Source organism: Agrobacterium sp. CCNWLW32 (genome assembly GCF_037083425.1).
GTDB classification, from domain to species: Bacteria; Pseudomonadota; Alphaproteobacteria; order Rhizobiales; family Rhizobiaceae; genus Agrobacterium; species Agrobacterium radiobacter.
The window spans coordinates 84,393-110,543 of sequence record NZ_JBAOJM010000006.1 but is presented as its reverse complement, the minus strand read 5'-3'; the positions used below and the strand labels follow the sequence as shown (position 1 = coordinate 110,543).

Below are 26,151 nucleotides of genomic sequence, written 5' to 3'. Positions count from 1 at the left end.
CTCGTTTTGGGATGGCTGTTTCAGGCTGGGTCAGGCCGGAAAAAGCGGAAAAAAAACTTCAAAAAAACTGCATTTTTTCTGGAAAAAGTTCTGCGGGTCGATTTTCGTGCCGTGGATGATCTGATCAAGGGCGCGACATGTTCCGCCGCGTTTATCCTTTTCGCCGAATATGGTGGACCGATCTGCCGCACAGCTGTCCCTGGTAGTTACGTTTTCCGTCCGGCACGCTGAGCATGCGCAGGATGTCGTGCGCGGTCGGGGCATGAAAATGGAAAAGTTCGGCAGCGAGAAAGCAGAGAATGGAGCGCCGGAAGCTATCAGCGGCTCGTGAACCCGATACAGCCGCGAAGGACAAAGCATAGACTGCCAAACTGCGGTCCGGGAAACGTCTCAATCATGCGACTAGGTTGAGCGCAAAGCACGCCAAATGCCGTACGTATTCGTACGGGCGCAGAACCTGCCGCGTTTGGTGGAGCGTCCTAGAGAAATTCAATCAGTGCGTCGGGCGACTGGACGCGGTCGAATTCGACGGCGACGCCTTCCATGAAATGGCGCACGATCTTGCCGCTCATGTTTTTGCCGAGCTGGACCCGGCTTCCGAGCGGCGGCCGGTTTTCGATCTCGATTGCCGCACCCGACAGGGAAAGGTCAATCAGTCGGCAGGCGACAAGCACGCCGTCTTCCAGAACAAGCTGGGCTCTCGCGTTGCGCGGCGTCAGGCGGTCGTGGCGGCGGTCTTCCGGCAGGCCGAGCAATTGACGCTTGGCGATCCATGCCAGCTGGGCGGCAAGTTTTTCCCGCTTGCGCTCCGGCGCGTTGATGGCGATGAGAAAACCCGATGCGGTGAGCGATGTCACCGTGCCTTCGATCCGGCCGATATGCTGGAGATAAGCGATGACGCGGTCCCCGTGGCGGGCAATACCCGAGCAGGTGAACTGCGCTCTTTCGGCGGTCATCTCGGTCGCGGTGCAATCATATTCTTCATGGTCGGGCAACATGAGGCGGCCGGTGAAGGACACGCGGACGGCGTCGTCAAGATGAGCTTCCTCAACCGGACGCAGGATTTGGGCGGTGTTGACCGAACGGGACGAAAACATGAGCAGCGCAATTGTAATGAATGATGATGGTAAGTTTCTACCTTGCGCGAGTTAACAGACTGTATTGTTTAATCTCTACAATTTTTCTGATCGGCAATATCGTTACAGTTCTGACCTATTTTTTTGAGGTTTCGACGCCGCCGCACCTTTTCCAGACGGGTTTGGGAGCGGTGAAACAGGTCGGTCAGCAGCTTTCGGCGCGCTGCGTATCCATCGGATATTCTACGGGCGCGATGTCCAGGCGCAGCAGGCGGCTGCTTTTCATTGACAGATGCTGGATGGGCGCGGCGAATTCGTGTCGCGGCCGCTCCGCAAGCAGGGCCCCGAGCAACCTTGGAGCGGCGTCCGGATCCGTGCGCAGCGGCAGGAGCAACATTTCATATGCCAGCGGTGCGGCGCCATGGCTGTCCTCCGCCTCGAGATCGAAGACCACGGGCAACTGATGATGAAGGATGCCGCGCGCGACACGGCAGGGGAAGACGGCATTTGCCTGATGCCACAGTTCCGAAAACGGGCGATCCCGCAGCTCGCGGCCGAAGAGGTCGCAGAGACGTGTGCCGGCAAGGCGGAAGAACGGGGTGTTCTCTCCCTTGTCGGTGAGGATGAAAAGATCGCCCAGGTGATGTTTCAGCTTTGCGGGATCGATGTCCTCGCGTCGAGGGGCCGATCGCTTGCCGCGCAATTCATCCCAATAGGCATATATGTCCAGTCCGGCCATGCTCTTCATAGCATCTCTCCATGTTCGTTTTTGGGACATCATGTCCATCCGAACGTCTGTATTCTGAGGTGTAGCGATTTTCGTGCCAACTGGATTTGTTAAGGTTAACAAAGGGTTGATGTTGAATGGCGGCAATGGCCGTGGCATCGGTGCGGCCATGTCGGGGAAAGCTCCGTCAGCACAATTCGATGGCGCCGCCCGTTGTTTTACGGCGGGCCCGCAAGCCGGACCGTCCCTGGCCCGGCGTCTTGACCGATTGCGGTTTGGGCGTCGCGCGCTTCAAAGGCGGGACGGCTTTTTTTTCGTTCGGGCTTCCTATATTGCTCGGGGAACGCAAAATTCGACCAAGACAGGGATGGGATCATGTCCTACGGGGACGGCGAACAGCCGCCGGTTTCGGAAACACCGGAGCCGAAAGACGATACGAGTAATCCCGTCTTCAACCTGCCATCGCTGCTGGTCGGCATACTGGCCGCGCTGATCATCGCTTATGTGGTTCCCGCCTATCTTCTGTCGGAGGAAGGCAATGGCTGGTTCATCTTCACCTTTGGCTTCATTCCGCTGCGTTATGCGGTGCCTTTTTCGCAGCAGGGCCTGGAATGGCTCTGGACGCCGGTGACCTATTCTTTCCTGCATGGCGGCATAGAGCACATTCTCTTTAATGGCCTGTGGCTGATGGCCTTCGGCGCGCCGGTTCTGCGCCGGATCGGAACAGTGCGCTTCGTGCTGTTATGGTGCATTTCCGCCGCTGTTTCGGCCTTTGGTCATGCCGCGTTGAACTGGGGTGATGTGACGGTACTGATCGGCGCATCCGGCGTCGTTTCGGCGCTGATGGGGGCGGCCTGCCGCTTCGCTTTCCCTGCGCGTGGCGGATATAGCGCCTCCTTCGGCCATCTGATGCCGCGGCAGAGCATTCTTGCGGCGCTTTCCAACCGCACGGTGCTGATCTTCACGCTGATGTGGCTGTTCGGCAATGTGCTGATTGCGGTGGGCGTGCCGCTGTTCGGCGATGTCGGCGGTCAAATCGCCTGGGATGCCCATGTTTTCGGCTTTCTGCTAGGCTTTATGTTCTTCGGCCTTTTCGATCGACGATTGGTCTGAGCCGATCACGCTCCTTGTCGGCCATGGCGCAAATTTGCTTTCGCAAGTCCCATGCGGGATTGCATTCATGCGGGCCTCAGCGCACCATATCTCATGATTTGCAACCGCCGGGGGAGACTGCGGCACTGCGGATCGCTGAAAAGAGGAGGAAGGCATGCCAACATTCGTAAAGGATCTTCTCGACCGCAAGGGCCGGGACGTCGTGACTGTCGGTCCGGAGGTCAGCATCGGTGAAGCGGCGGCAACGCTTAATGCGCATAAGATCGGTTCCGTCGTCGTGACCGACGCCGACGGTGTCGTTCTCGGCATCTTCACGGAACGCGATCTGGTGAAGATCGTGGCGGGCCAGGGTGCCGCTTCCCTCCAGCAATCCGTTTCGGTGGCCATGACCAAGAATGTCATTCGCTGTCATCACAATTCCACCACCGATGAGCTGATGGAAATCATGACGGGTGGACGTTTCAGGCATGTTCCTGTTGAAGAAAACGGCCGCCTTGCCGGCATCATCTCCATCGGTGACGTGGTGAAGGCGCGGATCGGCGAGATCGAAGCAGAAGCGGAGCACATCAAGGCTTATATTGCCGGATGATTTTGCGTCCCGGCGTCAGATGGCTGGAAAAGGTTCAATCTCGGGCCGGGACTCACGCATCGCCCTTGGTAACAAGTCGCCATTGAAGAAAGTCGGCTATTTTCGCCGATATTTCCACGTAGAAGTTTTGCGTCTCATAATCAGAGCAGACAATTTCAACCCGATTGAACTGTGAAATGAATTTGCCGCTGCTGGACCAGTTGCCATCGGCCGCTTCTTTCACGATGACGATGTCGATCCAGGGCTGACCGTCCGCCGACGTAAAGGTGACGTCGCTTGTCCGTTTGAGCTCAGGCTGTCCCTCCAGAAACCCGATCAATCGATTCGTGTCGCACAATATGTTTTTGTCGGTCGGGGGCAGGACCGAGATATACCAATACATGGTCTCACCATCTCCGGGCGTTTCATCTATTCATTCTGGGCTTTGGAGACGTTTTTAAAAGTAGCGTATTAGCGCCGGAACGCCTGCTGCATGCGCTCAAGCTCCGGAATACGGGAGCGCGTCTCCTCATATCCGCGATCGATAGCTTCGCTGGCGCGATGGAATTCCGAGAGGCCGATATGGTTGATGCGGGGATGAAGCATCAGATCGGGCGGGTCGCCAGCCAGACGCGAGCGGGAAATCCGGTCCTGAATGATGTTGAAGGCCTGCACCATGACGCCGGGCAGGCCGGGACGCGGCGCCGTTTCCACCGGCGGTGTGCCGCCGCCATGCGGTGAGGCCGCGTGCTTGACCACGGCGGAACGGCCGAAGAGATCGTAGTTGAGGTTGACGGCGACGACCAGCGCCTGCTCATAGGCGCGGCAGACGGAAACCGGCACGGGATTGACGAGCGCGCCGTCAATCAGCGTGCGGCCGTTGCATTGCACGGGTTCGAAAATGCCGGGCAGGGCATAGGATGAACGCAGCGCGGTAACGAGGTCGCCCTGATGGATCCACACTTCGTGGCCGGTGCGCAGCTCCGTGGCGACGGCGATGAAGGGATGATCGAGGTTTTCGACGCGCAGGCCTTCGAGATGCTCCTGCATGCGCTTGGTCAGCCGCATGCCGCCAAAAAGGCCGCCGCCGCCGATCGTCAAATCGAGCAGGCCGGCAATGCGGCGCATCGTCAGCGAACGGGCGAATTCCTCCAGCTCATCGAGCTTGCCGGCGAGATAACAACCGCCCACGAGCGCTCCGATCGACGTGCCGGCGATCATGCCGATCTTCACGCCGGCCTCGTCCAGCGCCCGCAGGACGCCGATATGGGCCCAGCCGCGGGCCGCGCCGCCGCCAAGGGCGAGCGCTATGCGGTGTTTGTCGACGATCTGGGTGACGGGCGGCTCATTGCCGGTGGCTTCGGGATTTCCAGCCGCAAGATGATTGTGACGATTTCCCCATCCCAACATGACCGCACTCCCTGCCAATTCTGTGAAGCTCCGCCCTTATCCCCGGAGCCCGCTATATTGGTAGCAAATTGGTGCGGCCGATGGAAGGTGGCCGTTTATTTGTCCGAATAGGTGGTGGCCGGATCGAAATGGCGGGTGTCGTCGGTGATCTTCGTCACAGCATCGCCATTGGAGAGCTCGACGGTGCGATAAAAGCACGAGCGGCGACCGGTATGGCAGGTCGCATCATGGCCGGCGACGGAGACCTTCAGCCACACCGCGTCCTGATCGCAATCAGTGCGGAATTCCTTCACCGTCTGCAGGTTGCCCGATGTTTCGCCCTTCTTCCAGATCTTGTCGCGTGAACGGCTGTAATAGTGGGCGATGCCGGTCTCGAGCGTCAGCGACAGGGCTTGCGCATTCATATGGGCGACCATCAGCAATTCGCCGTCGCGTGCATCGGTAACCACGGCGGTGACAAGGCCGTGGGCATCGAATTTCGGCGAAAAGAGACCTGCGTTTTCGAGCACTTCCTTGTCCGCAGGCGCGGACGGAAACGAAATGGACATGGCTACCCCGGGAGAAAAGCGGAAGGTTTCAGAGCGGCGGGGAAAATGAGATCACTCCGCCACTCCAAAATTTGTCTGAGCATCGGGTTTTCAAAAACCCGCGCTACACTTTTCGGTCCGATGCCTAGCGGTTGCGCACCATGGTCATGAAGCGGACCTGCTCGGCCGGATCGTTCTTGAACGTGCCGGTGAAGCTGGTGGTCAGCGTCGTCGACCCCTGCTTGTTCACGCCGCGCATGGACATGCACATATGTTCGGCGTCGATCATGACGGCCACGCCGCGCGGTTTCAGGGTTTCTTCGATCGATCTTGCGATCTGCGCTGTCATGTTTTCCTGCGTCTGCAGGCGGCGGCCGAAGATTTCAACGACGCGGGCGATCTTCGACAGGCCGAGCACGCGGCCGGCCGGAAGATAGGCCACATGCGCCTTGCCGACGATCGGCACCATGTGGTGCTCGCAATGGGAGAAGAAGGGGATGTCGCGCACCAGCACCACATCGTCATAACCGCCGACTTCCTCGAAGGTCGTGCCGAGCACGTCCTGAACGTTCAGCTCATAACCGGCAAAAAGCTCGCGATAGGCCTTGGCGACGCGCTTCGGCGTATCCAGAAGTCCTTCGCGGGCGGGATTTTCTCCTGCCCAGCGCAAAAGAACGCGCACTGCTTCTTCCGCTTCGGCCTGGCTTGGGCGAGCTTCTGCCACGTCGGTTTTTGCGCCAGCGCCGGGGAAATTCTTCACGATCGCATCCATTCCGTCTCTCCCGATGCGGGTAAAGGCCGCACCTGAATTCGTTTTTCATCGCGAACATTTGTTCGCAGTTGCTGCTATCTGGTTGTTTTACAGCATTTTGGCAAGACCGATGCTGTTATTTCGGTATCGGAGCCGTTAATTTCATCACGGCTTGATGTCCAGAAAGCTCGTTAGCATATAATGAGAATGAAGGGCAGGAAAGCTTCACTGCGACAAACGCTGTGTTTGAAAAATTTGACCTGTCCTGTTTTTGGGCAATCTTGAGCGCGCCGGGCACCTGACGATGGACGACATCTACAATAATCGCATTCTGGACTTTGCCGGGAATATTCCGCTGACGGGTGTTCTTGAAGATGCCGACGCCAGCGCCGAAAAACACTCGCGCCTGTGCGGCTCTAAGCTCAAGGTTTATCTGAAGGTCGAAGGCGGCATCGTGACGGCGTTTTCCCACGAGGTGCGTGCCTGCGCGCTCGGCCAGGCCTCCGCCTCCATCATGGCGCATCACATCATCGGCGCTTCCAGCGGCGAAATCCGGCAGGCGCGGGAAGACATGCTCGCCATGCTGAAACAGGGCGGCGAAGGGCCGGCGGGCCGTTTCGAAGATATGCGGGTGCTTCAGCCCGTGCGCGATTTCAAGGCGCGCCATGCCTCCACCATGCTGACCTTTGAAGCGGTGGTCGATGCTCTCGACCAGATCGAAGGCCGGCCGGCTGTCAACGCTGCGGGTTAGGTGATGTGCGGCGAACCGGGCTGCCGGCATCAGCAGACGGCGGAAAAAGCGGGCCGATCCCGTAACTGGGCGGGCAGCTTTGCCAAAACGCCGGGGCGGTTGTTTGGTGTCGGCCTTATCCGGCTTTATCAATTGACGCTTTCCGGCTTCATCGGAAACTCCTGCCGTCACATCCCCACCTGTTCCGAATATGGCTATGAGGCCATCGCCCGCCACGGGCTGTGGGCCGGCGGATGGATGACCCTGTTTCGCGTTGCGCGCTGCGGCCCTGGCGGCACGAGCGGACTGGACCCGGTGCCGGAAGCGCTCGGCAGCACGAGGCGCTGGTGGGCGCCGTGGCGTTACTGGAGCCTGCATCGATGAAGGATCATGTGGCGCTGCTGCACAGCATCGTCCTTGGCGCGGGCAAGCGGCTCATCATGGCCGATCTGCGCGCAATGGCTGAAGAACTGGGATTTGCCGAGTGCCGGACGCTTGTAGCCACCGGAAACCTGGTCTTTCGTGCGGAGGATGCTCCCGTTCGCGAGATTGAGGACAGGCTTGAACGCGCCTTCGAAAAGCGTTTCGACAAACATGTCGATATCATGGTTCGCCCGGCTCGCGACTGGCTGAAACTGGCGGCTGAGAATCCGTTTCCGGATGGCAATCCATCCGATGTCTGCGTTCGGGTGATGCGCGAACCGCTTGGCAAGGACGTTCTCGGATTTCTCGAAAAATATCGCCGGCAGGAGAAGATCGCCGTGATTGGTGGCGATTTATGGATCGATTTTCTGGGAAAGCCGAGCGAGAGCCGGCTTCTCCCGGTCCTGACCACCAGGAGGCTCGGCATAGGCACGACCCGCAACGCCAATACCGTCAATGGTCTCGCGGAAATGCTTCGCTGAGAGACCCTTCACCTTTGACTGGAATGGCAAAAGCCTTTATCAGGCTGCCTGTCCGTTTTCAGCGGGCAGATCATTATTCCAACACCACCCGCATTCGTTGGCGGGACTGGACAGGAGCACTAGACGATGTCTGAAGCCATTTCCCTTACATTTCCCGATGGATCCGTCCGCAGCTACGCCCCCGGTACGACCGGCCGCGAGGTTGCCGAATCCATTTCCAAATCGCTTGCCAAGAAGGCCGTCGCCATTGCGCTTGACGGCACCGTGCGCGATTTGTCCGATACCATCACCGATGGCAAGATCGAGATCGTCACGCGTGAAGACAAGCGTGCGCTGGAACTCATCCGCCACGATGCCGCCCACGTCATGGCCGAGGCAGTGCAGGAGCTTTGGCCCGGCACGCAGGTGACGATCGGCCCTGTCATCGAGAACGGCTTCTATTACGACTTCGCCAAGAACGAGCCCTTCACGCCCGAAGATCTGCCGAAGATCGAAAAGCGCATGAAGGAAATCATTCAGCGCAACAAGGCGTTTACCCGCGAAATCTGGTCGCGCGAAAAGGCCAAGGAAGTCTTCGCCGCCAAGGGCGAGAATTACAAGGTCGAGCTGGTTGATGCGATCCCCGAAGGTCAGGACCTGAAGATCTATTACCAGGGCGACTGGTTCGATCTTTGCCGTGGCCCGCATATGGCCTCCACGGGGCAGGTCGGCACCGCCTTCAAGCTGATGAAGGTGGCGGGTGCTTACTGGCGCGGTGACAGCAACAATGCGATGCTGTCACGCATCTATGGCACCGCCTGGGCGACGCAGGAAGAGCTGGACAATTATCTGCATGTTCTGGCCGAAGCCGAAAAGCGCGACCATCGCCGTCTCGGCCGCGAAATGGACCTGTTCCATTTCCAGGAAGAAGGTCCGGGCGTCGTCTTCTGGCACGGCAAGGGCTGGCGCATGTTCCAGACGCTGACGGCCTATATGCGTCGTCGGCTCGCCAACACCTATCAGGAAGTCAACGCGCCGCAGGTGCTGGATAAGTCGCTGTGGGAAACCTCCGGTCACTGGGGCTGGTATCAGGAAAACATGTTCGCGGTGAAATCCGCCCATGCCTTCACCCATCCCGATGACGAGGAAGCCGATCAGCGCGTTTTCGCACTGAAGCCGATGAACTGCCCGGGGCACGTGCAGATCTTCAAGCATGGCTTGAAGTCTTACCGCGAAATGCCCGTCCGCCTTGCGGAATTCGGCACCGTGCATCGTTATGAGGCTTCCGGGGCCCTGCATGGCCTGATGCGCGTTCGCGGCTTCACGCAGGACGATGCGCATGTCTTCTGCACGGAAGAGCAGATGGCGGCGGAATGCCTGCGCATCAACGACCTCATCCTCTCCGTCTATGAGGATTTCGGTTTCAGCGAAGTCGTCGTCAAGCTCTCCACGCGCCCTGAAAAGCGCGTCGGTTCCGACGATCTCTGGGATCGCGCCGAAAGCGTGATGATGGATGTTCTGAAGACCATCGAGGAGCAGTCTGGCGGCCGCATCAAGACCGGCATTCTGCCGGGAGAGGGTGCGTTCTACGGGCCGAAGTTCGAATATACGCTGAAGGACGCCATCGGCCGTGAATGGCAATGCGGCACGACACAGGTGGACTTCAACCTGCCGGAACGCTTTGGCGCCTTCTATATCGACCAGAACTCCGAAAAGACGCAGCCGGTGATGATCCATCGCGCCATCTGCGGCTCGATGGAGCGCTTCCTCGGTATTCTCATCGAGAACTTCGCCGGCCACATGCCGCTGTGGTTTGCGCCGCTTCAGGTCGTCGTCGCCACGATCACCTCGGATGCGGACGATTACGGCCGCGAGGTCGCCGAAGCGCTGCGCGAGGCGGGCATGGCAGTCGAGACCGACTTCCGCAACGAGAAGATCAATTACAAGGTCCGCGAGCATTCGGTGACCAAGGTTCCGGTCATCATCGTCTGCGGCCGCAAGGAAGCGGAAGAGCGCACCGTCAATATCCGTCGTCTCGGTTCGCAGAACCAGACGTCGATGTCGCTCGAAGACGCGATTACAAGCCTCGTGGACGAGGCGACGCCGCCGGATGTGAAGCGCAAGCTTGCGGCGAAGAAGCAGGTTGCGTGATAAATGACAACGGCCCCTTCGGGGGCCGTTTTTGTTTGTGAACGATGTGCTGTAGCAGCGCTATGATTGGCAGAGGGCGGGGCATCCGCACTCCGTCACCCCGGACTAGATCCGGGGGCCAGTGCGATCAAGTCCTTGATCGCGAAAGACTCGTCCCTCACGGCGCAGACGCGCCGTGGCTGGATGCCGGATCTAGTCCGGCATGACGGAAGAGAAGTTTCGGACGTTATCGCTGGCGTCGCGGCCGGCTCAATCAGACTTACTCGAAATCCCCGGTCATATCTTCCGGCGCCTGATCTTTCATCAGCACTTCCACATCCGAATCCCGGCCCGACGTGACCTTGAAGTTACGCTGGTAGACCTTTTCCTTGTTACGGGCGATGGCGGTATATTCGCCTTCCGCCAGAACCATGGTCGAAAACGCGCTGACGCTTTCGTTCACCACATCGCCGCCGCCGTTCAGCACGGACCAGGCCGTATCGGCAATGGCTTCGCCGCCCTCTTCGGACACGAGCTTGAGGGTGATCTGCGCGGCCTGGTGCTGCAGCGTCGCTTCGGTCAGCTTGCCGGCTTCCACCTGAATGTCGGCGCGCACCACCGCATTGACGTTGCCGTATTCGGAAACCACGTGATAGGTGCCGGCATTCAGCCGCACGATGGTGTTGGGCTTGATATCGGCCATGACGAGGCCGCGTTCGCCATCCGGCCGGGCGTCCGACGAATAGACGGAAAATTTGAGCTGGGTGCCGGAAATCTGCTTGTCGGACCCTGCGACCGCGTTCAGCACGAAGCCGCCGGCATCGAGAATCAGCACCTGTTTCTGAACGTTGCCAGACGTTGGGATATTGAGTTTCTTGGTGACGCCGGCGCGGCCGAAGGCGACGTTGACGAAATATTCGCCGGGTACCAGATTGAAATGGGCCGAGCCGCCCTCGGAGCTTGCCAGCATCGGCAATTTGCCGTCAGCGCCGGGAATGGGGCTGAAAACGCGCCAGGACAGGCCTTCTTTCACCGCCTCGCCTTCGCTCGTCAGCTTGGCTTCCATGGCGATATCGCGGGCGGTGCTTGCGGGGGCATTGGGTGCGGAAGGGGCGGTGAAAGCGTTGAGTTTCGGCATTTTCGGCGTGCCGCCGAGTTGCTTGAAGTCTTTAAAGGCATCCTGCGAAAAAGCGGCCTGTGATAAAAGACCAAGCGCAGCACATGCAATGGCCAGACGTGCCGCGATTTTGATTGCCGACATTTTCGATACCGATTGACTTCTTGATTTTCCCGCATCACTTCAAAACCAATGCCATGGCTATTTCAAGGCCCATGTTTCGCGATGACAGCAGAATGGAAGATTTTTGATCATGACAAGTGATATCAAGCTCCTCGATTATCTCAAGGCTCGCCGCTCTACGCCGGCCCTGCAACTTGCCGAGCCGGGACCTTCGAAGGGGCAAATCGAGGAAATCCTGCGCCTTGCCGTGCGCGTGCCTGACCATGGCAAGCTCGCGCCGTGGCGTTTCGTGGTTTATCGCGGCGAGGAGCGTGTGCGTCTCGGTGAAACGGCGCTCAGGATCGCGCTTGAAAAGAACCCGGAACTGGACCTGCAACAGCAGGAAGCGGAGCGCACGCGCTTCACCCGCGCGCCCGTCGTTATCGCCGTCATCAGCACCGCCAAGCCGCATTTCAAGATCCCGGAATGGGAGCAGGTCATGTCCGCCGGCGCGGTGTGCCTCAACGTCATCTTCGCGGCCAATGCCAGCGGTTTTGCCGCGAACTGGCTGACGGAATGGCTTGCTTTCGATCCGGCATTCCTTGCTGAGACCGGCGTCGGCGGGGAAGAGAAGGTCGCGGGCTATATCCACATCGGCTCAACGACATTCCCGCCGGTGGAGCGGCCGCGGCCGGAGCTTGCCGATGTCGTCACCTGGGTCGGGGACGTCTGATGTTCTACACCACGGACACCAACCAGCATGGCCTGCCGCATGATCCGTTCAAGGCGATCGTCGCACCGCGGCCGATCGGCTGGATTGGCTCGAAGGGCAGGGACGGTTCCATGAACCTCTCGCCCTATTCCTTCTTCAACGCGATCTCGGACCGGCCGAAGCTGGTCATGTTCTCGTCCAGCGGCAGGAAGGACAGCCTGCGCAATGTCGAGGAAACCGGCGTCTTCACCGCCAATCTCGTCAGCCGCCACCTGGTGGACCGGATGAATGCGTCTTCTGCGCCTGTCGCTTATGACGTCGACGAATTCGCCCTTGCCGGCCTTACCGCCGTCGACGGGCGGGTGGTGGACGCGCCTTTCGTCGGCGAAGCCCTGGCTGTTCTGGAATGCCGGGTGACGCAGATACAGCAACTCGGGGATGTCGACGGCAAGCCGACGGATTCGTGGATGGTGATCGGGCAGGTCATGGCGATCCATATCGATGAAACGATCATTCGTGATGGTCGCATCGATATGGGGCTGTCGCGCCCCGTGGCGCGCATGGGCTATATGGATTACTGCGATGGCGGCAGCGATGTATTCCAGCTGCAGCGCCCCTCTACTGCGCCGTAAATATAGTCCTTCTTCGGATGCGGTTAATTTTTATGGTGAACCAAACGTAAACCATTTGCGCCTAGAGTTTTATACATGGTGGCGGCGATGATGCCGCCATCCATTGTATGAATGTGTTTCGAGGCTCAGGTGATCGTACAGGCATTTCTTCGCTGGTCTGAAAAGGCTGGATCGACCGAGCGGGCGAAAGCTGCCAATGCGCTCGGCCGTGCCTATCTGCAGTCCGACATGGCGCGGGAAAACCGCGATGCCGCCTATATGGCGATGACCTATCTTCTCGATGACCCTTCACCGCGTGTGCGGCTGGCGCTCGCCGAAGCGCTGGCGGATGCCCAAGACGCACCGCGCGCCATTCTCGTTTCACTTGCCGAAGACCAGCCGGAAATCGCCTGCACGGTGATTGCCCGCTCGCCGGTTCTCGGCGAGGCCGACCTGGTTGATCTCGCCGGGCGCGGCGAAAGCCTGACGCGCGCGCTCATTGCCGCAAGGCCCGGTCTGCCGCGCGGGGTCTGCGCCGCCCTTGCCGAAGTCGGCGATCTGCCTGAGACCATCATCCTGCTTGAAAACGACGATGCCTTCATCACGCCATTCTCGCTGCGGCGCATTGCCGAGCGCCATGGCTGCGACGCCGATATTCGCGACCTTCTGCTTCGCCGTGAGGCGCTGCCGGCCGATGCGCGCCACCTGTTGATGGGTCGCATCAGCGAGGCGCTCGCCGGCTCGGCGCTGGTTCACGCGATGATCGCGCGCAACCGCGCCGACAGTCTTTTTCGCGAGGCGGAAGATTCCGCCACCATTCTTATCGCATCAAGCGTTTCTTCGCCGGAACTGCCGGCGCTGGTGGAGCATCTGCGCCAGCGGCTGGAACTGACGCCGGCGCTGCTCATCCACGCCGTCTGTTCGGGCCGGCTGGAATTCTTCACGGCGGCGATGGTCAATCTCTCCGGTCTCGATGACCGCAAGGTGCGCGCCATTCTGGCGACGGGGCGGCCGCACGCGCTGAAGGCCCTGTTCCAGTCCGTCGGGCTTTTTGGCGATGTCGTTGACGTTTTCATCGAGGCGACGCTGATGTGGCGCCGTGCCGCCCGCTCGCAGCTTTCTGAGGCGGCGGCCTCCGTCTCGGCCGAGTTGCTGGCGCATTTCCGCGAGGTCAACGGTTCCGAGACATTGTTCGAACTGCTGCATGCCGTGCGCAAGCTGGCCATTGCCGAAGAACGGCAGAAGGCGCGGTATTATGCGGAAGCGCTGACGGTCGAGGCGGCGTAAGGTCCTGGGGGCCTCCAGACGCAATTGCTGCGTTCCCCGCAATTACTTGTCAAACCGCTTGGCGATCCACGAATAGCTGTTTTCGACCATCCTGACCGGCGTTCCCAGGAGGTGCTTTATGCCTTCTGTGGACGGCAGAATGCGGCTGACGCGGCCGATCGCCTGTTTGGTGAGGCTCTCTTCTTCCTTCGGCGTTACCTCTGCGGTCGCCTGCTGCGTTCCGGCAGGTGCCGCCGCGGCGGGAGGCTGCGCGCCGGGCGTATTGCTCGCCGTCTGCGGAGCCTGCTCGCCCGGTGTCTGGCACACGGCCACCACGACCGGGTAGGGCGCATTGGCGTAACGCTCCAGCTCCTTTTCCGACACGGCGTCACATAGCTCGATGCTCGTCCAGCGCTGCTGCGAGGTGGCGATGTAATGGCAATCGGTGGCGCTGTCGTCACAGCCAAGGAAGGTCATGAGAACGAGGGCTGTTTTCATGGGGTGTGTTGCCTCTGTCGGGAATAATGCTCTAGAAACTCATCTATCCCGATTGCAGTGACATTACGACGAAATACGCATTTTTATAGAGAAGGCAGGCATCGCATTGGCCACCGAAATCAAGCTTGAAACACCACGGCAGGACGCGGTTCTGCGCCTCATCGATCTCTCCAATACCTATATGGCGTCGCTTTATCCCGCCGAGAGCAATCATCTGGTCGATATCGGCCAGCTGGAAAAGGACAATGTCTCCTTTTTCGTGGTGCGACACGATGGCCGCGTGGTCGGCTGCGGCGCGCTGGTGGAGGCGGGTGATGGCACGGCGGAGGTCAAGCGCATGTTCGTTGATCCCGAGGCGAGGGGATTGCGGATCGGCAAGCTGATCATGGATACGCTTGTCGCGCGCGGTACCGAACTCGGCCTTTCCGCCATCCGGCTGGAAACCGGGATCAGCCAGCCGGAGGCGATCGGCCTTTACCGCAAGGCGGGGTTTGTGGAGATCGAGGCCTTTGCGCCTTATAAGCCTGACCCGCTCAGCCTGTTCATGGAAAAGGCGCTTTAAGGAGAAGGCACCGATCGGTCGGATGGGCTGGCGATGTGACTGTTTGAGGTATAGCCGCAGCATTCGCCCACGTCACCTCGGACTAGATGCGGGTCCAGCGCGATCAAGTCTTTGATCGCGGAAGACTCTTTCACTGCGCAGATGAGCCATGGCTGATGCCGGTATCCAAGCCCGGCATGACGAAAGAGAGGGAAGCGGCCTTGGCCTGTCGGCTGGCGCTCCACGTCATCGCCGCCCACCGCAGGCTTCACCAGTCAAAAAGCAGCTTTCCGAAATGCCGTCGTTTCCTCGCTATCCTCTTCGAGCGCGGCAACCTCATCAACGGGATCGTCCTCTGTTGGCGGCGGGGGCGGAGCCTCGGTGGTGGTGGCGGCGGACAGTTCCACCTCGCGCACCCATTCGCGCCAGATTGCCACCAGCAGCGCCATCAGCACCGGGCCGATGAAGAGGCCGAGGAAACCCATGGTCTTGACGCCGCCGACAAGGCCGAAAAAGGTGGGCAGGAACGGCAGCTTGATCGGTCCGCCGACGAGTTTCGGCCGGATGGTCTTGTCGACGATGAAGAGTTCGACCGAGCCCCAGACGAAGAGCGCCAGCCCGTGGGCGGGCGATCCACTGGCGACCAGATAGATCGACACCAGCGTAAACGAGAGCGGCGCGCCGCCGGGAATGAGCGCCATGACGCCGGTCAGCACGCCGAGCGTGACGGGCGAGGGCACGCCGGCGATCCAGTAGGCGATGCCGAGGATGATGCCTTCACCGATGGCGATCAGCGTCATGCCGGTTACGGTCGAGCTGATGGTGGCGGGCACGACCCTCGAAATGCGTTCCCACCGTGTCGGCAGGATGCGTTCGCCCACCAGATCGACCTGACGGGTGAAGCCTGCGCCGTTGCGGTAAACGAAGAACAGCGCGATCAGCATGAACAGCAGGGTCAGCACGAGATGGAACGCGCCGTTGCCGGCGGCGAGGATCGCCCGGTAGATATTACCGATATTGGCGCCGCTGACGAGCTGGATGAGCTCGCCGATGGCGCCCGGCGTGCCGATATATTTCACCCATTGTTCGCCGAGCCAGGGGCCGACGGCGGGAAGGGCGGCGATCCAGTCCGGCACGGGGGCGCCCGTCTTGTTGACGTGCACCGCCCAGCCGAACCATTCGCGGATTTCGGTTGCCGTATAGGAGGCGGCGATGAAGATCGGCACCACGAGGAAGGCAATGATGAGGATGATGGCGATGGTGGCACCGAGCGTCGTGTTGCCGCCCACCTGCCGCAGAAGCCGCGTATAGACCGGCCAGCTGGCGAAACCGATGACGAGCGCGGCGAGAACCGGAACCAGAAAGCCGTTGAAGAAATAGATGCCCGCAAGGACGACCAGAAGGAGCAGCCAGCGCGCAGCCGAAATAGGCGGGATCAGGGCGATCCGCGTCGGGCTGGCGGGACCAAGCCATCTCGGTTCGCCACTGGGCTTACGGCTGTCAATGTTACTCACGGCAGGCTCTTTCTCGCATTCTCCCCGCAAGGGGTGCATTCACTCTGTCACACCGATACATATAAGTGCAATATAACCCGATCACATTACCGTTGTGTGTTTATTGCTGAACCTATTGAACGATTTTGGTAAAAATAGAACATCGGTCTTGGCGCGCGCATTGAAATATGACAATTAAACTCCGTTTTTATTGCGGCGTAAGGTTGCCGCGCCCGATCTCCAGGTCATGCCATGCTGCGCCGTTTCTTCGCCTATTACCGTCCCTATCGCGGTCTGTTCATTCTCGATTTTTCCTGCGCGGTTTTGTCGGGCGTACTCGAACTTGGCTTTCCGATGGCCGTGAAGACCTTTGTGGACGTGCTGCTGCCGGGCGGTGAATGGGCCATCATTCTCGCCGCTTCGGTCGGGCTGCTCGTCATCTATGTGCTGAATACCGGGCTGATGGCGACCGTCACCTATTGGGGGCACATGCTCGGCATCAATATCGAGACCGACATGCGGCGTCTGGCCTTTGACCATCTGCAAAAGCTTTCCTTCCGTTATTTCGACAACCAGAAAACAGGCCATCTGGTCGGGCGGCTGACGAAGGATCTGGAAGAGATCGGCGAGGTGGCCCATCACGGCCCCGAAGACCTGTTCATCGCCATCATGACCTTCATCGGCGCCTTCCTGCTGATGCTGTCGGTGAATGTGCCGCTGGCGCTCATTACCGCCGCCGTCGTGCCCGTCACCGCCTGGGTGACCAGCCGTTACGGCGGCCGCATGACGCAGAATTTCCGCGCGCTTTATGGCCGCGTGGGGGATTTCAACGCCCGTATCGAGGAAAATGTCGGCGGCATGCGGGTGGTGCAGGCCTTTGCCAACGAGGACCACGAGCGCGCGCTGTTCGAGAAGGACAACCAGAAATACCGCCGCACGAAGCTCGATGCCTACAAGATCATGGCGGCCAGCACCTCGCTGAGCTACATGAGCATGCGGCTGACGCAGATGATCGTGATGATCTGCGGCGCATGGTTCGTGCTGACGGGCGGTCTCACGGAAGGCGGCTTCGTTGGCTTCCTGCTGCTGGTCGGCGTGTTTTTCCGCCCGGTGGAAAAGATCAATTCGGTCATCGAGACTTATCCGAAGGGCATTGCCGGTTTCCGCCGCTTCACCGAACTTCTCGACACAGCGCCTGACATTGTCGATGCGCCTGATGCGGTGGACGCGCCGCTGCTGCGCGGCGATATCGAATATCGTCATGTCGGTTTCGGTTATGCCGAGGGCAAGCAGGTTCTCACCAATATCGACCTGAAGATCAGCGCCGGCGAGACGGTGGCCTTCGTTGGTCCTTCGGGCGCGGGCAAGACCACGCTCTGCTCGCTTCTGCCGCGATTTTATGACGTTACCAGCGGCGCGATCACCATTGACGGCATCGATATCCGACAAATGAAACTCGCTTCGCTGCGCAACCAGATCGGCATCGTGCAGCAGGATGTCTTCCTGTTCGGCGGCACGATCCGCGAGAACATCGAATATGGACGGCTTGGCGCTTCGGATGCGGACATCATGGAGGCGGCGCGGCGCGCCCGTCTCGATGGCGTCATCGAGGCCATGCCGCTCGGGCTCGACACCGTCATCGGTGAACGCGGCGTCAAATTGTCCGGCGGCCAGAAACAGCGTCTCGCCATTGCCCGAATGTTCCTCAAGAACCCGCCGATCCTCATTCTCGACGAGGCGACCTCCGCGCTCGACACGGAAACCGAGCGCGCCATCCAGCAATCGCTGACCGAGCTTGCCAAGGGGCGCACCACGCTCGTCATCGCCCACCGGCTGGCGACGATCAGCGATGCCTCGCGCATCGTGGTGGTGGACCAGACCGGCATTGCCGAAACCGGCGCCCACGCCGAGCTGCTGGCCGCCAAGGGCCATTACAGCCGCCTGCATGAGGCGCAGTTTAGCGGCCATCTTGCGGGCTTGAGCTGAGAGCGGCGCGTTTGCGCCGCAGCTTACCCGCCGTTCTCCGCTGCCTGTTCCTCCACGATGCCGGGGTTTGGCTCCGGCTTGCCGGGATGGCTGGTGACGAGATAACCCATGGCAACCGCGGCGGCGACGATGAACAGCAGCACGATGCCGCTGATCGTCATCAGCCAGTCGCGCGGCCTTCGATACGCCATGATATATTTCGGCCATCGGCTCGGATGGTTCACCAGGCTGAATTTATGGCCATGTCGCATGAACTTCCCCGGTATTAGAGTGTTCCTGAAATATAAACGCAGACAAGTGCGGCGCTGTTCCGCAAGGGCGGAGCAGGGGCGATGACAAGGCCGTGAGCCCGGCTGGCTGTAGCTCCGTCGTCTACACCTGTCGGCATGGCGGTTTCCGTATTTGCTACCACCCTTTCTCATCCGACCTCCGTCATTCCGGCCCTGAGCCGAATTCAGCAGAGGCGCGTCTGCGCGGCAAGACGAGTCTTTTTAACGGCAGGAACTGGGCTGGGCACTGGCAAGGGTCGGAAGGACGGGAAGGAGGGGTGTCGGCCCCCCAACGGGAACGTGGAGGTGCGCCGGATTGCGTTCAAACCGTACAGGTTCCCCCGGCACCGTCTGCATGGCTGCAAAAACTCCCCTTGTCAGCCGCTATTGCTTATGCGAATGATTTGCAACTGCACCAATTCAACCTTCCCTTTGAAAGCGCATAAAATGGACAAGCCAGTCTTTGGATGGCGACGAAACGGCGACGACCTCTCGTTATCCGACGTTCACAGTTCGATCAGGATCAATCCGAATGCCGGCACGTTTCGCCGGGCGATGGCGTTTTTCGGCCCCGGATATCTCGTTGCCGTCGGTTATATGGATCCCGGGAACTGGGCGACGTCGCTCGCCGGCGGATCCAAATTCGGTTACACGCTGCTGACGGTTGCGCTGGTCTCGAACATCATGGCGATTGTGCTGCAATCGCTCTGCGCGCGTCTTGCGATCGCATCCGGCCGTGATCTTGCACAGGCCTGCCGTGACGCCTATCCGAAACCGGTGGCAATGGTGCTCTGGCTGCTCGCGGAAATCGCCATTATCGCCACCGATATTGCCGAGGTCATCGGCACGGCCATCGGCCTCAACCTCATCTTCGGCATTCCGCTCGAACTCGGCGTCCTCATCACCGCGCTCGATGTGTTTCTGATCCTCTATCTGCAGAAGCTCGGCTTCCGCTGGGTGGAGGCGCTGGTCATCACGCTGCTTGGCGTCATCGCCGTATGTTTCGCCATTCAGGTGGCGCTGGCTGATCCCGACTGGGGGCAGGTGATTCTCGGTTTTGCGCCGACGACTGAGATCGTCACCAATCCTGATATGCTCTATCTGGCGCTCGGTATTCTCGGCGCCACCGTCATGCCGCATAATCTCTATCTGCATTCGGGCATCGTGCAGACCCGCGAAATCGGCGAGACAGTTGCCGAAAAACGCGAGGCGCTGAAATTCGCCACCCTCGATTCCACCATCGCGCTGATGTTCGCCCTGCTCATCAACGCCTCGATCCTCATCCTCGCAGCGGCGACCTTCAACAAGACCGGGCAGACGAATGTCGCCGAACTCGGTGAGGCGCATAATCTGCTCGCGCCGCTGCTCGGCCTTGCCATTGCGCCGACGCTGTTCGGCGTGGCGCTCTTATGCTGCGGCATCAATTCCACCGTCACGGCAACACTCGCCGGCCAGATCGTGATGGAGGGTTTCCTCAAGATGCGGCTCGCCCCCTGGCTGCGCCGCCTCATCACCCGCGCCATCGCCATCATCCCTGCCGCCGGCGTCACCATCTTCTATGGCGACAGCGGCACGGCCGAACTCTTGATCCTGACGCAGGTGGTGCTCAGCCTGCAACTCTCCTTCGCCGTCTTCCCGCTCGTCATGTTCACCGCCGACCGGACGAAGATGGGCGAGCTGCGCTCGCCGCTCTGGCTTTCGGCCTTCGCCTGGCTGATCGCGGTGGTGATTGCGGCGCTGAATGTGAAGCTGCTGTTGGATTTTATGGGATGATAGAGGGGGGCGGGCCGCGCCTTTTCGAGGCGCGGCTGCCACATCCCGTACGACGTTACATAATCGTCTTGTCGGCCTCGATAATCTGCGTTATCCATCGATACAATAATTCAAGGATTGTTGAAATATGGATGAGCGTCAGGCCCTGCTGTCATTTTCGGCTCTCTCTCAGGAGACCCGTCTGTCCATCGTGCGAGCACTTGTTATCGCGGGACCTGAAGGATTGGCCGCGGGCGTGATCGCCGAGCGCATGGGCGTCTCGGCAACGAATGTGTCGTTCCATCTCAAAGAGCTGGAACGGTCTGGTTTGATCTCACAGCGACGCCTGTCGCGATCGATCCTCTATAGCGCGAGCTACGATACTCTGGCGTCCCTCGTGAAATTCCTGATGGAAGACTGCTGCGCCGGGCATCCGGCCGTCCGGGAGGATGTCGAGCGTGGCAACAGCTGCCACCCTGCCGATGGCCGTGCTGAAGAGGGCAACATCGTTGCGTGATTTCAGGGCGTCTGCGGCCACCGTTTCTGCGCTCGGCCTTACACAGATCGTGGGTTATGGCACCCTCTATTATAGTTTCAGCATCCTTGCGCCCGGCATGGCGAAAGATCTGGGCCTGACGCTTTCTCAGGTTTTTGCGGTTTTTTCGGTGTCCCTTTTTATCGGCGGTCTTTCGGCAACCTATATCGGTAGGCAGATGGACCGGATCGGCGCCGCAACCATGATGACAATCGGTTCGTTTCTTGCGGCATTGACACTGGCGCTCTGCGCTTTATCGCCCTCGGTTGCGATCTTTGCCGCTGCGGTCATCCTGCTCGAAATATCCTCCGGTATGGTGCAATATCAGGCGGCGTTTGCGGCTCTGGTGGAAAACAATCCTCGTTCGGCGTCCCGAAACATCACCTATCTCACTCTCATCGGTGGTTTCGCATCGACCATTTTCTGGCCGATCTCGGCTGCGTTAGCCGTCCACCTCGATTGGCGGGAGATCTATCTCGTCTTCGCGGGACTTAATCTTTTTCTTTGTATGCCGCTTCACTTCTGGATTATGCGCGCAGGAAAGACGGGATCGAGTGCCGACACGACGAGCCGCGCGCGCGAGACCGTCGTGGGTGCGCTCCCTTCGCATACGAGACGCCGTGGGATGATCTTGGTCTCCTTCGCTTTCGCGATACTGGGTTTTACTCTCTCCGCCATCCTCGCCCATATGGTGCCGATGCTTGGAACCGTGGGGCTGGGAGCGGCAGCTGTCGTGATCGGCTCTCTTTTCGGTCCGGCCCAGGTTCTCAGTCGCTTGATCAACATGATCTTCGGCAAGAGCCTCCCGCCGCCAGCACTTGCGGTGCTTTCCGCTGTTTTAATCGTGCTGGGCATATTGATCCTGCTGGTGACAGCCAGCTGGCTACCGGGGGCGGTTGCCTTCGCCATCTGCCTTGGTCTGGGCTCAGGCATCAACAGCATCGCACAGGGAAACCTGCCGCTCTATCTATTCGGATCCGAAGGCTATGGGGCAATTACAGGAAAGATGGCAGCCGCTCGGCTTGCGGTGGGTGCCGGCGCGCCGTTCGTCTTTGCGGCGCTTACGGAGAATCTTGGCTTGAGCTTCGCACTGACGCTTAACGCGTGTCTCGGGCTGGTCAGTATTGCCGCATTCGTTGCGGTTGCGGTTTATGCGAAGGCATCTGGAACGCCAACTATTTGATCCAATCGATGTCAGACTAATGGCGCTTCAAGGCCCGTTGCTTCTTAGCCGCTCCGGTGTAGCGGGTCGCAGGTGGCAGGTCATGGTCATTCTAAAAGAAAAATCCGGGCACTTTTCAGTGTCCGGATTTCCATCATTTGCGCGATTGGCCAATTTCAGGTGCCGAGAAACCTTGTTGCCCCTGCTTAGCTGCAACCACTCGTCGCACCGCAGGTATCGCACTTCTCGCAAGTGCCGTTCCGCACCATCGTGAAGTTCTGGCATTCCGAGCACATGTTGCCCGTATAACCCTGTGCAATGGACCGCATGCGGCGTTCGTTTTCCTTCTTCTTGGCTTCCGCCTTGGCCGATGCCGCGTCGGCGGCGGCCTTGTCGGAGAAGAGGGCGGTGGCGGTCTGCTTGGCTTCCTGAACCACGTCGTCGATTACCTCTTCGGCAATCTCTTCCGCCAGTTCCTTGGCGCGTTCTTCATAATCGCGCTTGAAGGAGACGATTTCCGAGGTGGAGATCGCGACTGTCGGTTCCAGCTTGCGGGCGGCTGAGCCTGCAAAGGAAGTGACGTTGGCCGAGGCGCGGGCGGGGGCTGCCGTTGCCGAGCCCTTGGGTTCGGAAGCAGCACGTTCGCCTTCGTTGTTGGAAACCAGCGTCGGCTTGTAACCGCGTGTCCAGCCGGTGGAGAGCAGATTGGTCTTGCCTTCCTGGATACCCTTGCCGAGTGCCGTATTGGAGAAGTCAGACGTATCGACATGAGCGAGGTCGTGGCGGCCGAGATAGGATACGGCGAGTTCGCGGAACACGTAGTCGAGGATCGACGTGGCGTTCTTTATCGCGTCGTTGCCCTGCACCATGCCGGCCGGCTCGAACTTGGTGAAGGTGAAGGCCTCCACATATTCTTCCAGCGGCACGCCATATTGCAGGCCAAGCGAAATGGCGATGGCGAAGTTGTTCATCATCGCACGGAAGGCAGCGCCTTCCTTGTGCATGTCGATGAAGATTTCGCCGATGCGGCCGTCACCGAATTCACCGGTGCGCAGATAGACCTTGTGACCGCCCACCGTTGCCTTCTGGGTGTAACCCTGACGGCGGTTCGGCAGCTTTTCACGCTCGCGCGATACCCGCTCGATGACGCGCTCGACGATCTTTTCGGTGATCGTCACGGCCTGCTGGGCGAGCGGCTGCTGGACCAGTTCCTCGACGAAATCTTCGTCGTCCTCGTCTTCCACCAGCGAGGCGTTGAGCGGCTGGGAAAGCTTGGAACCATCGCGGTAAAGGGCGTTGGCCTTCAGCGCCAGCTTCCAGGACAGCATGTAGGCTGCGCCGCAATCTTCCACCGTCGCGTCATTCGGCATGTTGATCGTCTTGGAGATTGCACCCGAGATGAAGGGCTGTGCCGCCGCCATCATGCGGATGTGCGATTCGACCGAGAGGTAACGCTTGCCGATCTTGCCGCAGGGGTTGGCGCAATCGAAGACCGGCAGGTGCTCGTTCTTCAGGAACGGTGCGCCTTCCAGCGTCATCGCGCCGCAGACGTGAACGTTCGCCGCTTCGATGTCCTTCTTGGCAAAGCCGAGATGCTCCAGCAGGTTGAAGCTCATGTCGGAGAGCTGCTCGTCGGAAACCTTGAGCGTCTCCTTGAGGAAGTCAGCGCCGAGCGTCCACTGGTTGAAGACGAACTTGATGTCGAAGGCGCTCTTCAGCGCAGCGTTGACGGCTTCGATCTTCTCATCGGTGAAGCCCTTGGCCTTCAGCGTGGAGGGGTTGATGGCCGGCGCCTGGTTGAGATTGCCATGGCCGACGGCATAGGCCTCGATCTCGGCGATCTGGCTTTCGGAATAACCGAGCGAACGCAGGGCATCCGGAACCGCGCGGTTGATGATCTTGAAGTAACCGCCGCCGGCGAGCTTCTTGAACTTCACCAGCGCGAAGTCGGGCTCGATGCCGGTCGTGTCGCAATCCATCACGAGGCCGATCGTGCCGGTCGGCGCGATAACTGTCGTCTGGGCGTTGCGGTAGCCGTTCTTTTCGCCAAGTTCCAGCGCCTTGTCCCAGGCGGCTGTCGCATGGGCGATAAGGTCCTGATCCGTGCAATCGGCGTGGATGAGTGCAACCGGGTTGACCGAAAGGCCCTCATAACCATCCGACAGGCCATGGGCGGCGCGGCGGTGGTTGCGAATGACGCGCAGCATGTTGTCGCGGTTCGGCGCAAAGCTCGGGAAGGGGCCAAGCTCGCCGGCCATTTCAGCCGAAGTTGCGTAGGAGACACCGGTCATGATCGCGGTCAGTGCACCGGCAATGGCGCGGCCCTCATCGCTGTCATAGGGAATGCCCGACGACATCAGCAGGCCGCCGATATTGGCGTAACCGAGACCAAGCGTGCGGTATTCATAGGAGCGTTCGGCAATCTGGCGCGACGGGAACTGCGCCATCATCACGGAAACTTCGAGCACAACGGTCCACAGGCGGACGGCATGTTCATAGTCGGCGATGTCGATGCGCTTCGTCGCCTGATCCTTGAACTGCAAGAGGTTCAGCGAGGCAAGGTTGCAGGCCGTGTCGTCGAGGAACATGTATTCCGAGCACGGGTTCGAAGCGCGGATCGGGCCTTCGGCCGGCGAGGTGTGCCAGTCGTTCATGGTGGTGTTGAAGTGCAGGCCGGGATCGGCCGACGCCCAGGCGGCGTGGGAAATCTTTTCCCAGAGGTCGCGGGCCTTCAGCGTCTTCATCACCTTGCCGTCCTTGCGGGCGGTGAGGTTCCAGTCACCGTCATTCTCGACAGCGCGCAGGAAGTCATCCTTCAGCGAGACGGAGTTGTTGGAGTTCTGGCCTGAAACCGTGAGGTAGGCTTCTGAATCCCAATCCGTGTCATAGGTCTTGAACTGGATGTCCTTGTAACCCTGTTCGGCGAACTGGATGACGCGCTTGACGTAGTTTTCCGGCACCATGTCCTTCTTGGCAGCGCGGATCTCACGCTTCAGGGCAGGGTTCTTGGCCGGGTCGAAGCAGTCACCATTGTCAGCTTCGCAATTGACGCAGGCCTTCATGATCGCCTTCAGGTGCTTGGCGACGATCTTGGAGCCGGTGACGAGCGCGGCAACCTTCTGCTCCTCGTTCACCTTCCAGTCGATATAGGCTTCGATATCGGGATGGTCGGCATCAACAACCACCATCTTGGCGGCGCGGCGGGTGGTGCCGCCGGACTTGATGGCGCCGGCTGCGCGATCGCCGATCTTGAGGAAGCTCATCAGGCCGGAGGAGCGGCCGCCGCCGGAAAGCTTTTCGCCTTCGCCGCGCAGATAGGAGAAGTTGGAGCCGGTGCCGGAACCATATTTGAACAGGCGCGCTTCCCGCACCCACAGGTCCATGATGCCGCCTTCGTTGACGAGGTCGTCTTCGACGGACTGGATGAAGCAGGCATGCGGCTGCGGATGTTCGTAAGCGGACTTGGACTTGGTCAGCTTGCCGGTGAAGGGATCGACATAGAAATGGCCCTGGCCGGGGCCATCAATGCCATAGGCCCAGTGCAGGCCGGTGTTGAACCATTGCGGGGAATTCGGCGCAACGCGCTGGGTGGCGAGCATATAGGCAAGCTCGTCGCGGAAGGCGAGGGCATCTTCTTCGGACGAGAAATATTTGCCCTTCCAGCCCCAATAGGCCCAGGTGCCGGCCAGACGGTCGAAAACCTGACGCGCATCGGTCTCGGAGCCGAAACGTTCGGCTTCCGGAACGTCCTTCAACGCCTTTTCATCGGGAACGGAGCGCCACAGGAAGGAAGGAACGTCGTTTTCCTCGACCTTCTTCAGGAACTTCGGCACGCCGGCCTTGCGGAAATATTTCTGCGCCAGAACGTCGGTGGCAACCTGGGAAAACTGCGCGGGAACGTCGATGTCAGCCAGACGGAACACGATCGATCCATCCGGGTTCTTGATTTCACTGACGGCCTTGCGGAAGTCGATTTCCGCGTAAGGCGATTGGCCGGGCTTCGTGAAGCGGCGTTCAATGCGCATGGTTTCTGTCCTCGTCCATTGGGCGCCCGGTGAAGGGCGCAAAAATCCGGTCCAGCCGTGCGATGCCTTCGCGCAGCCGGTTGTTGCCGATCTGTAAGGGATGTTCATCCTTGGATGTCATCCCTGTATCTCGTGGCTTATTCGGCTGCAAGCATGTCATGGAATA

General features: G+C 59.9%; 26 protein-coding genes. 14 read left to right on the top strand and 12 right to left on the bottom strand.

Going from position 1 to position 26,151, the window contains the following annotated elements:
* Positions 1 to 479 precede the first annotated feature (479 nt).
* Together V6R85_RS15020 and V6R85_RS15015 are read right to left on the bottom strand one after the other, a co-directional pair.
* Positions 480 to 1,097, bottom strand: coding sequence for a PilZ domain-containing protein (locus tag V6R85_RS15020; RefSeq protein ID WP_003508056.1), 618 nt, complete (start codon positions 1,095 to 1,097; stop codon positions 480 to 482).
* A gap of 184 nt (positions 1,098 to 1,281) precedes the next feature.
* Positions 1,282 to 1,824: a PAS domain-containing protein gene (locus V6R85_RS15015; protein WP_003508057.1), complete on the bottom strand. Its 543-nt coding sequence runs from the start codon at positions 1,822 to 1,824 to the stop codon at positions 1,282 to 1,284.
* A 354-nt stretch (positions 1,825 to 2,178) separates the two neighbouring features.
* On the opposite strand from V6R85_RS15015, the gene V6R85_RS15010 reads away from it, so the two are divergent.
* Both V6R85_RS15010 and V6R85_RS15005 read left to right on the top strand, forming a co-directional pair.
* Positions 2,179 to 2,916: a rhomboid family intramembrane serine protease gene (locus V6R85_RS15010; RefSeq protein ID WP_003508058.1), complete on the top strand. Its 738-nt coding sequence runs from the start codon at positions 2,179 to 2,181 to the stop codon at positions 2,914 to 2,916.
* Positions 2,917 to 3,070: 154 nt separating this feature from the next.
* Complete coding sequence (locus V6R85_RS15005) at positions 3,071 to 3,505, top strand: CBS domain-containing protein (protein ID WP_003508059.1); 435 nt, start codon at positions 3,071 to 3,073, stop codon at positions 3,503 to 3,505.
* 52 nt (positions 3,506 to 3,557) lie between these two features.
* On the opposite strand, the gene V6R85_RS15000 is transcribed toward V6R85_RS15005, so the two are convergent.
* The 4 genes from V6R85_RS15000 to folE form a co-directional block, all read right to left on the bottom strand.
* The gene (locus V6R85_RS15000; protein ID WP_003508060.1) at positions 3,558 to 3,887 is read right to left on the bottom strand and encodes a hypothetical protein; all 330 of its coding nucleotides are present in this window, start codon (positions 3,885 to 3,887) and stop codon (positions 3,558 to 3,560) included.
* Between the two features lie 68 nt (positions 3,888 to 3,955).
* On the bottom strand, positions 3,956 to 4,894 hold the full coding sequence (locus tag V6R85_RS14995; protein ID WP_003508061.1) for a patatin-like phospholipase family protein: 939 nt from the start codon (positions 4,892 to 4,894) through the stop codon (positions 3,956 to 3,958).
* A gap of 95 nt (positions 4,895 to 4,989) precedes the next feature.
* Positions 4,990 to 5,442, bottom strand: a complete 453-nt coding sequence (gene hisI / locus V6R85_RS14990) for a phosphoribosyl-AMP cyclohydrolase (protein WP_020811294.1) — start codon at positions 5,440 to 5,442, stop codon at positions 4,990 to 4,992.
* 124 nt (positions 5,443 to 5,566) lie between these two features.
* A complete protein-coding gene (gene folE / locus V6R85_RS14985) occupies positions 5,567 to 6,193 on the bottom strand; it encodes a GTP cyclohydrolase I FolE (protein WP_003508063.1) in 627 nt (208 codons plus the stop codon).
* 283 nt (positions 6,194 to 6,476) lie between these two features.
* Here folE and V6R85_RS14980 point away from each other — a divergent pair, with 283 nt between their 5' ends.
* The 4 genes from V6R85_RS14980 to thrS all read left to right on the top strand — a co-directional run bounded on the left by V6R85_RS14980 (position 6,477) and on the right by thrS (position 9,937).
* Complete coding sequence (locus V6R85_RS14980; RefSeq protein WP_111834540.1) at positions 6,477 to 6,923, top strand: iron-sulfur cluster assembly scaffold protein; 447 nt, start codon at positions 6,477 to 6,479, stop codon at positions 6,921 to 6,923.
* 3 nt (positions 6,924 to 6,926) lie between these two features.
* A complete protein-coding gene (yidD, locus tag V6R85_RS14975; protein WP_003508065.1) occupies positions 6,927 to 7,286 on the top strand; it encodes a membrane protein insertion efficiency factor YidD in 360 nt (119 codons plus the stop codon).
* Positions 7,283 to 7,807 (top strand): DUF1697 domain-containing protein, encoded by a 525-nt coding sequence (locus tag V6R85_RS14970; protein ID WP_111834466.1) that lies wholly within the window; start codon positions 7,283 to 7,285, stop codon positions 7,805 to 7,807. Before yidD ends, V6R85_RS14970 begins: the two co-directional genes overlap by 4 nt.
* A gap of 126 nt (positions 7,808 to 7,933) precedes the next feature.
* Positions 7,934 to 9,937: a threonine--tRNA ligase gene (gene thrS, locus V6R85_RS14965; protein ID WP_111834465.1), complete on the top strand. Its 2,004-nt coding sequence runs from the start codon at positions 7,934 to 7,936 to the stop codon at positions 9,935 to 9,937.
* Between the two features lie 259 nt (positions 9,938 to 10,196).
* On the opposite strand, the gene V6R85_RS14960 is transcribed toward thrS, so the two are convergent.
* A complete protein-coding gene (locus V6R85_RS14960; protein ID WP_003508068.1) occupies positions 10,197 to 11,177 on the bottom strand; it encodes a hypothetical protein in 981 nt (326 codons plus the stop codon).
* 109 nt (positions 11,178 to 11,286) lie between these two features.
* Here V6R85_RS14960 and V6R85_RS14955 point away from each other — a divergent pair, with 109 nt between their 5' ends.
* The 3 genes from V6R85_RS14955 to V6R85_RS14945 all read left to right on the top strand — a co-directional run bounded on the left by V6R85_RS14955 (position 11,287) and on the right by V6R85_RS14945 (position 13,745).
* Positions 11,287 to 11,868 (top strand): nitroreductase family protein, encoded by a 582-nt coding sequence (locus V6R85_RS14955; RefSeq protein ID WP_060724317.1) that lies wholly within the window; start codon positions 11,287 to 11,289, stop codon positions 11,866 to 11,868.
* On the top strand, positions 11,868 to 12,479 hold the full coding sequence (locus V6R85_RS14950; RefSeq protein ID WP_020809325.1) for a flavin reductase family protein: 612 nt from the start codon (positions 11,868 to 11,870) through the stop codon (positions 12,477 to 12,479). The genes V6R85_RS14955 and V6R85_RS14950 overlap by 1 nt, the downstream gene beginning before the upstream one ends.
* A gap of 111 nt (positions 12,480 to 12,590) precedes the next feature.
* Positions 12,591 to 13,745: a DUF2336 domain-containing protein gene (locus V6R85_RS14945; protein WP_111792197.1), complete on the top strand. Its 1,155-nt coding sequence runs from the start codon at positions 12,591 to 12,593 to the stop codon at positions 13,743 to 13,745.
* 42 nt (positions 13,746 to 13,787) lie between these two features.
* Here the strand turns inward: V6R85_RS14945 and V6R85_RS14940 are convergent, their stop codons facing one another.
* Positions 13,788 to 14,222 (bottom strand): hypothetical protein, encoded by a 435-nt coding sequence (locus V6R85_RS14940; protein ID WP_111784313.1) that lies wholly within the window; start codon positions 14,220 to 14,222, stop codon positions 13,788 to 13,790.
* Positions 14,223 to 14,328: 106 nt separating this feature from the next.
* Between V6R85_RS14940 and V6R85_RS14935 the strand changes: the two genes are divergently transcribed.
* Entirely contained in the window at positions 14,329 to 14,784 is a 456-nt protein-coding gene (locus V6R85_RS14935) for a GNAT family N-acetyltransferase (protein WP_080866211.1), read from the top strand.
* Between the two features lie 254 nt (positions 14,785 to 15,038).
* On the opposite strand, the gene V6R85_RS14930 is transcribed toward V6R85_RS14935, so the two are convergent.
* Entirely contained in the window at positions 15,039 to 16,277 is a 1,239-nt protein-coding gene (locus V6R85_RS14930; RefSeq protein WP_080866210.1) for an AI-2E family transporter, read from the bottom strand.
* 231 nt (positions 16,278 to 16,508) lie between these two features.
* Between V6R85_RS14930 and V6R85_RS14925 the strand changes: the two genes are divergently transcribed.
* On the top strand, positions 16,509 to 18,242 hold the full coding sequence (locus V6R85_RS14925; RefSeq protein WP_336377076.1) for an ABC transporter ATP-binding protein: 1,734 nt from the start codon (positions 16,509 to 16,511) through the stop codon (positions 18,240 to 18,242).
* A 23-nt stretch (positions 18,243 to 18,265) separates the two neighbouring features.
* Here V6R85_RS14925 and V6R85_RS14920 read toward each other — a convergent pair whose 3' ends face one another.
* Entirely contained in the window at positions 18,266 to 18,493 is a 228-nt protein-coding gene (locus V6R85_RS14920) for a hypothetical protein (protein WP_003508088.1), read from the bottom strand.
* A 465-nt stretch (positions 18,494 to 18,958) separates the two neighbouring features.
* Between V6R85_RS14920 and V6R85_RS14915 the strand changes: the two genes are divergently transcribed.
* The 3 genes from V6R85_RS14915 (at position 18,959) to arsK (ending at position 21,981) form a co-directional block, all read left to right on the top strand.
* Positions 18,959 to 20,284, top strand: coding sequence for an Nramp family divalent metal transporter (locus tag V6R85_RS14915; RefSeq protein WP_162695531.1), 1,326 nt, complete (start codon positions 18,959 to 18,961; stop codon positions 20,282 to 20,284).
* Between the two features lie 127 nt (positions 20,285 to 20,411).
* Positions 20,412 to 20,780 (top strand): ArsR/SmtB family transcription factor, encoded by a 369-nt coding sequence (locus V6R85_RS14910; protein ID WP_020809330.1) that lies wholly within the window; start codon positions 20,412 to 20,414, stop codon positions 20,778 to 20,780.
* Positions 20,746 to 21,981: an arsenite efflux MFS transporter ArsK gene (gene arsK, locus V6R85_RS14905; protein ID WP_173992186.1), complete on the top strand. Its 1,236-nt coding sequence runs from the start codon at positions 20,746 to 20,748 to the stop codon at positions 21,979 to 21,981. The genes V6R85_RS14910 and arsK overlap by 35 nt, the downstream gene beginning before the upstream one ends.
* A 185-nt stretch (positions 21,982 to 22,166) precedes the next feature.
* Here the strand turns inward: arsK and V6R85_RS14900 are convergent, their stop codons facing one another.
* Positions 22,167 to 25,985 (bottom strand): vitamin B12-dependent ribonucleotide reductase, encoded by a 3,819-nt coding sequence (locus V6R85_RS14900; RefSeq protein ID WP_087744134.1) that lies wholly within the window; start codon positions 25,983 to 25,985, stop codon positions 22,167 to 22,169.
* The gene (locus tag V6R85_RS14895; protein ID WP_262514456.1) at positions 25,975 to 26,106 is read right to left on the bottom strand and encodes a hypothetical protein; all 132 of its coding nucleotides are present in this window, start codon (positions 26,104 to 26,106) and stop codon (positions 25,975 to 25,977) included. Before V6R85_RS14895 ends, V6R85_RS14900 begins: the two co-directional genes overlap by 11 nt.
* Positions 26,107 to 26,151 lie beyond the last annotated feature (45 nt).

Coding starts and splice junctions, on each gene's coding strand:
- V6R85_RS14920 (WP_003508088.1), bottom strand. CDS start 18,493: ATGCGACATGGCCATAAATTCAGCCTGGTGAACCATCCGAGCCGATGG.
- arsK (WP_173992186.1), top strand. CDS start 20,746: ATGGCCGTGCTGAAGAGGGCAACATCGTTGCGTGATTTCAGGGCGTCT.
- V6R85_RS14960 (WP_003508068.1), bottom strand. CDS start 11,177: ATGTCGGCAATCAAAATCGCGGCACGTCTGGCCATTGCATGTGCTGCG.
- V6R85_RS14915 (WP_162695531.1), top strand. CDS start 18,959: ATGGACAAGCCAGTCTTTGGATGGCGACGAAACGGCGACGACCTCTCG.
- V6R85_RS14895 (WP_262514456.1), bottom strand. CDS start 26,106: ATGACATCCAAGGATGAACATCCCTTACAGATCGGCAACAACCGGCTG.
- V6R85_RS15020 (WP_003508056.1), bottom strand. CDS start 1,097: ATGTTTTCGTCCCGTTCGGTCAACACCGCCCAAATCCTGCGTCCGGTT.
- V6R85_RS15005 (WP_003508059.1), top strand. CDS start 3,071: ATGCCAACATTCGTAAAGGATCTTCTCGACCGCAAGGGCCGGGACGTC.
- thrS (WP_111834465.1), top strand. CDS start 7,934: ATGTCTGAAGCCATTTCCCTTACATTTCCCGATGGATCCGTCCGCAGC.
- V6R85_RS14945 (WP_111792197.1), top strand. CDS start 12,591: ATGTGTTTCGAGGCTCAGGTGATCGTACAGGCATTTCTTCGCTGGTCT.
- folE (WP_003508063.1), bottom strand. CDS start 6,193: ATGGATGCGATCGTGAAGAATTTCCCCGGCGCTGGCGCAAAAACCGAC.
- V6R85_RS15010 (WP_003508058.1), top strand. CDS start 2,179: ATGTCCTACGGGGACGGCGAACAGCCGCCGGTTTCGGAAACACCGGAG.
- V6R85_RS14940 (WP_111784313.1), bottom strand. CDS start 14,222: ATGAAAACAGCCCTCGTTCTCATGACCTTCCTTGGCTGTGACGACAGC.
- V6R85_RS14980 (WP_111834540.1), top strand. CDS start 6,477: ATGGACGACATCTACAATAATCGCATTCTGGACTTTGCCGGGAATATT.
- hisI (WP_020811294.1), bottom strand. CDS start 5,442: ATGTCCATTTCGTTTCCGTCCGCGCCTGCGGACAAGGAAGTGCTCGAA.
- V6R85_RS14900 (WP_087744134.1), bottom strand. CDS start 25,985: ATGCGCATTGAACGCCGCTTCACGAAGCCCGGCCAATCGCCTTACGCG.
- V6R85_RS14925 (WP_336377076.1), top strand. CDS start 16,509: ATGCTGCGCCGTTTCTTCGCCTATTACCGTCCCTATCGCGGTCTGTTC.
- V6R85_RS14955 (WP_060724317.1), top strand. CDS start 11,287: ATGACAAGTGATATCAAGCTCCTCGATTATCTCAAGGCTCGCCGCTCT.
- V6R85_RS14910 (WP_020809330.1), top strand. CDS start 20,412: ATGGATGAGCGTCAGGCCCTGCTGTCATTTTCGGCTCTCTCTCAGGAG.
- V6R85_RS14970 (WP_111834466.1), top strand. CDS start 7,283: ATGAAGGATCATGTGGCGCTGCTGCACAGCATCGTCCTTGGCGCGGGC.
- V6R85_RS15015 (WP_003508057.1), bottom strand. CDS start 1,824: ATGAAGAGCATGGCCGGACTGGACATATATGCCTATTGGGATGAATTG.
- V6R85_RS15000 (WP_003508060.1), bottom strand. CDS start 3,887: ATGTATTGGTATATCTCGGTCCTGCCCCCGACCGACAAAAACATATTG.
- V6R85_RS14995 (WP_003508061.1), bottom strand. CDS start 4,894: ATGTTGGGATGGGGAAATCGTCACAATCATCTTGCGGCTGGAAATCCC.
- V6R85_RS14950 (WP_020809325.1), top strand. CDS start 11,868: ATGTTCTACACCACGGACACCAACCAGCATGGCCTGCCGCATGATCCG.
- yidD (WP_003508065.1), top strand. CDS start 6,927: ATGTGCGGCGAACCGGGCTGCCGGCATCAGCAGACGGCGGAAAAAGCG.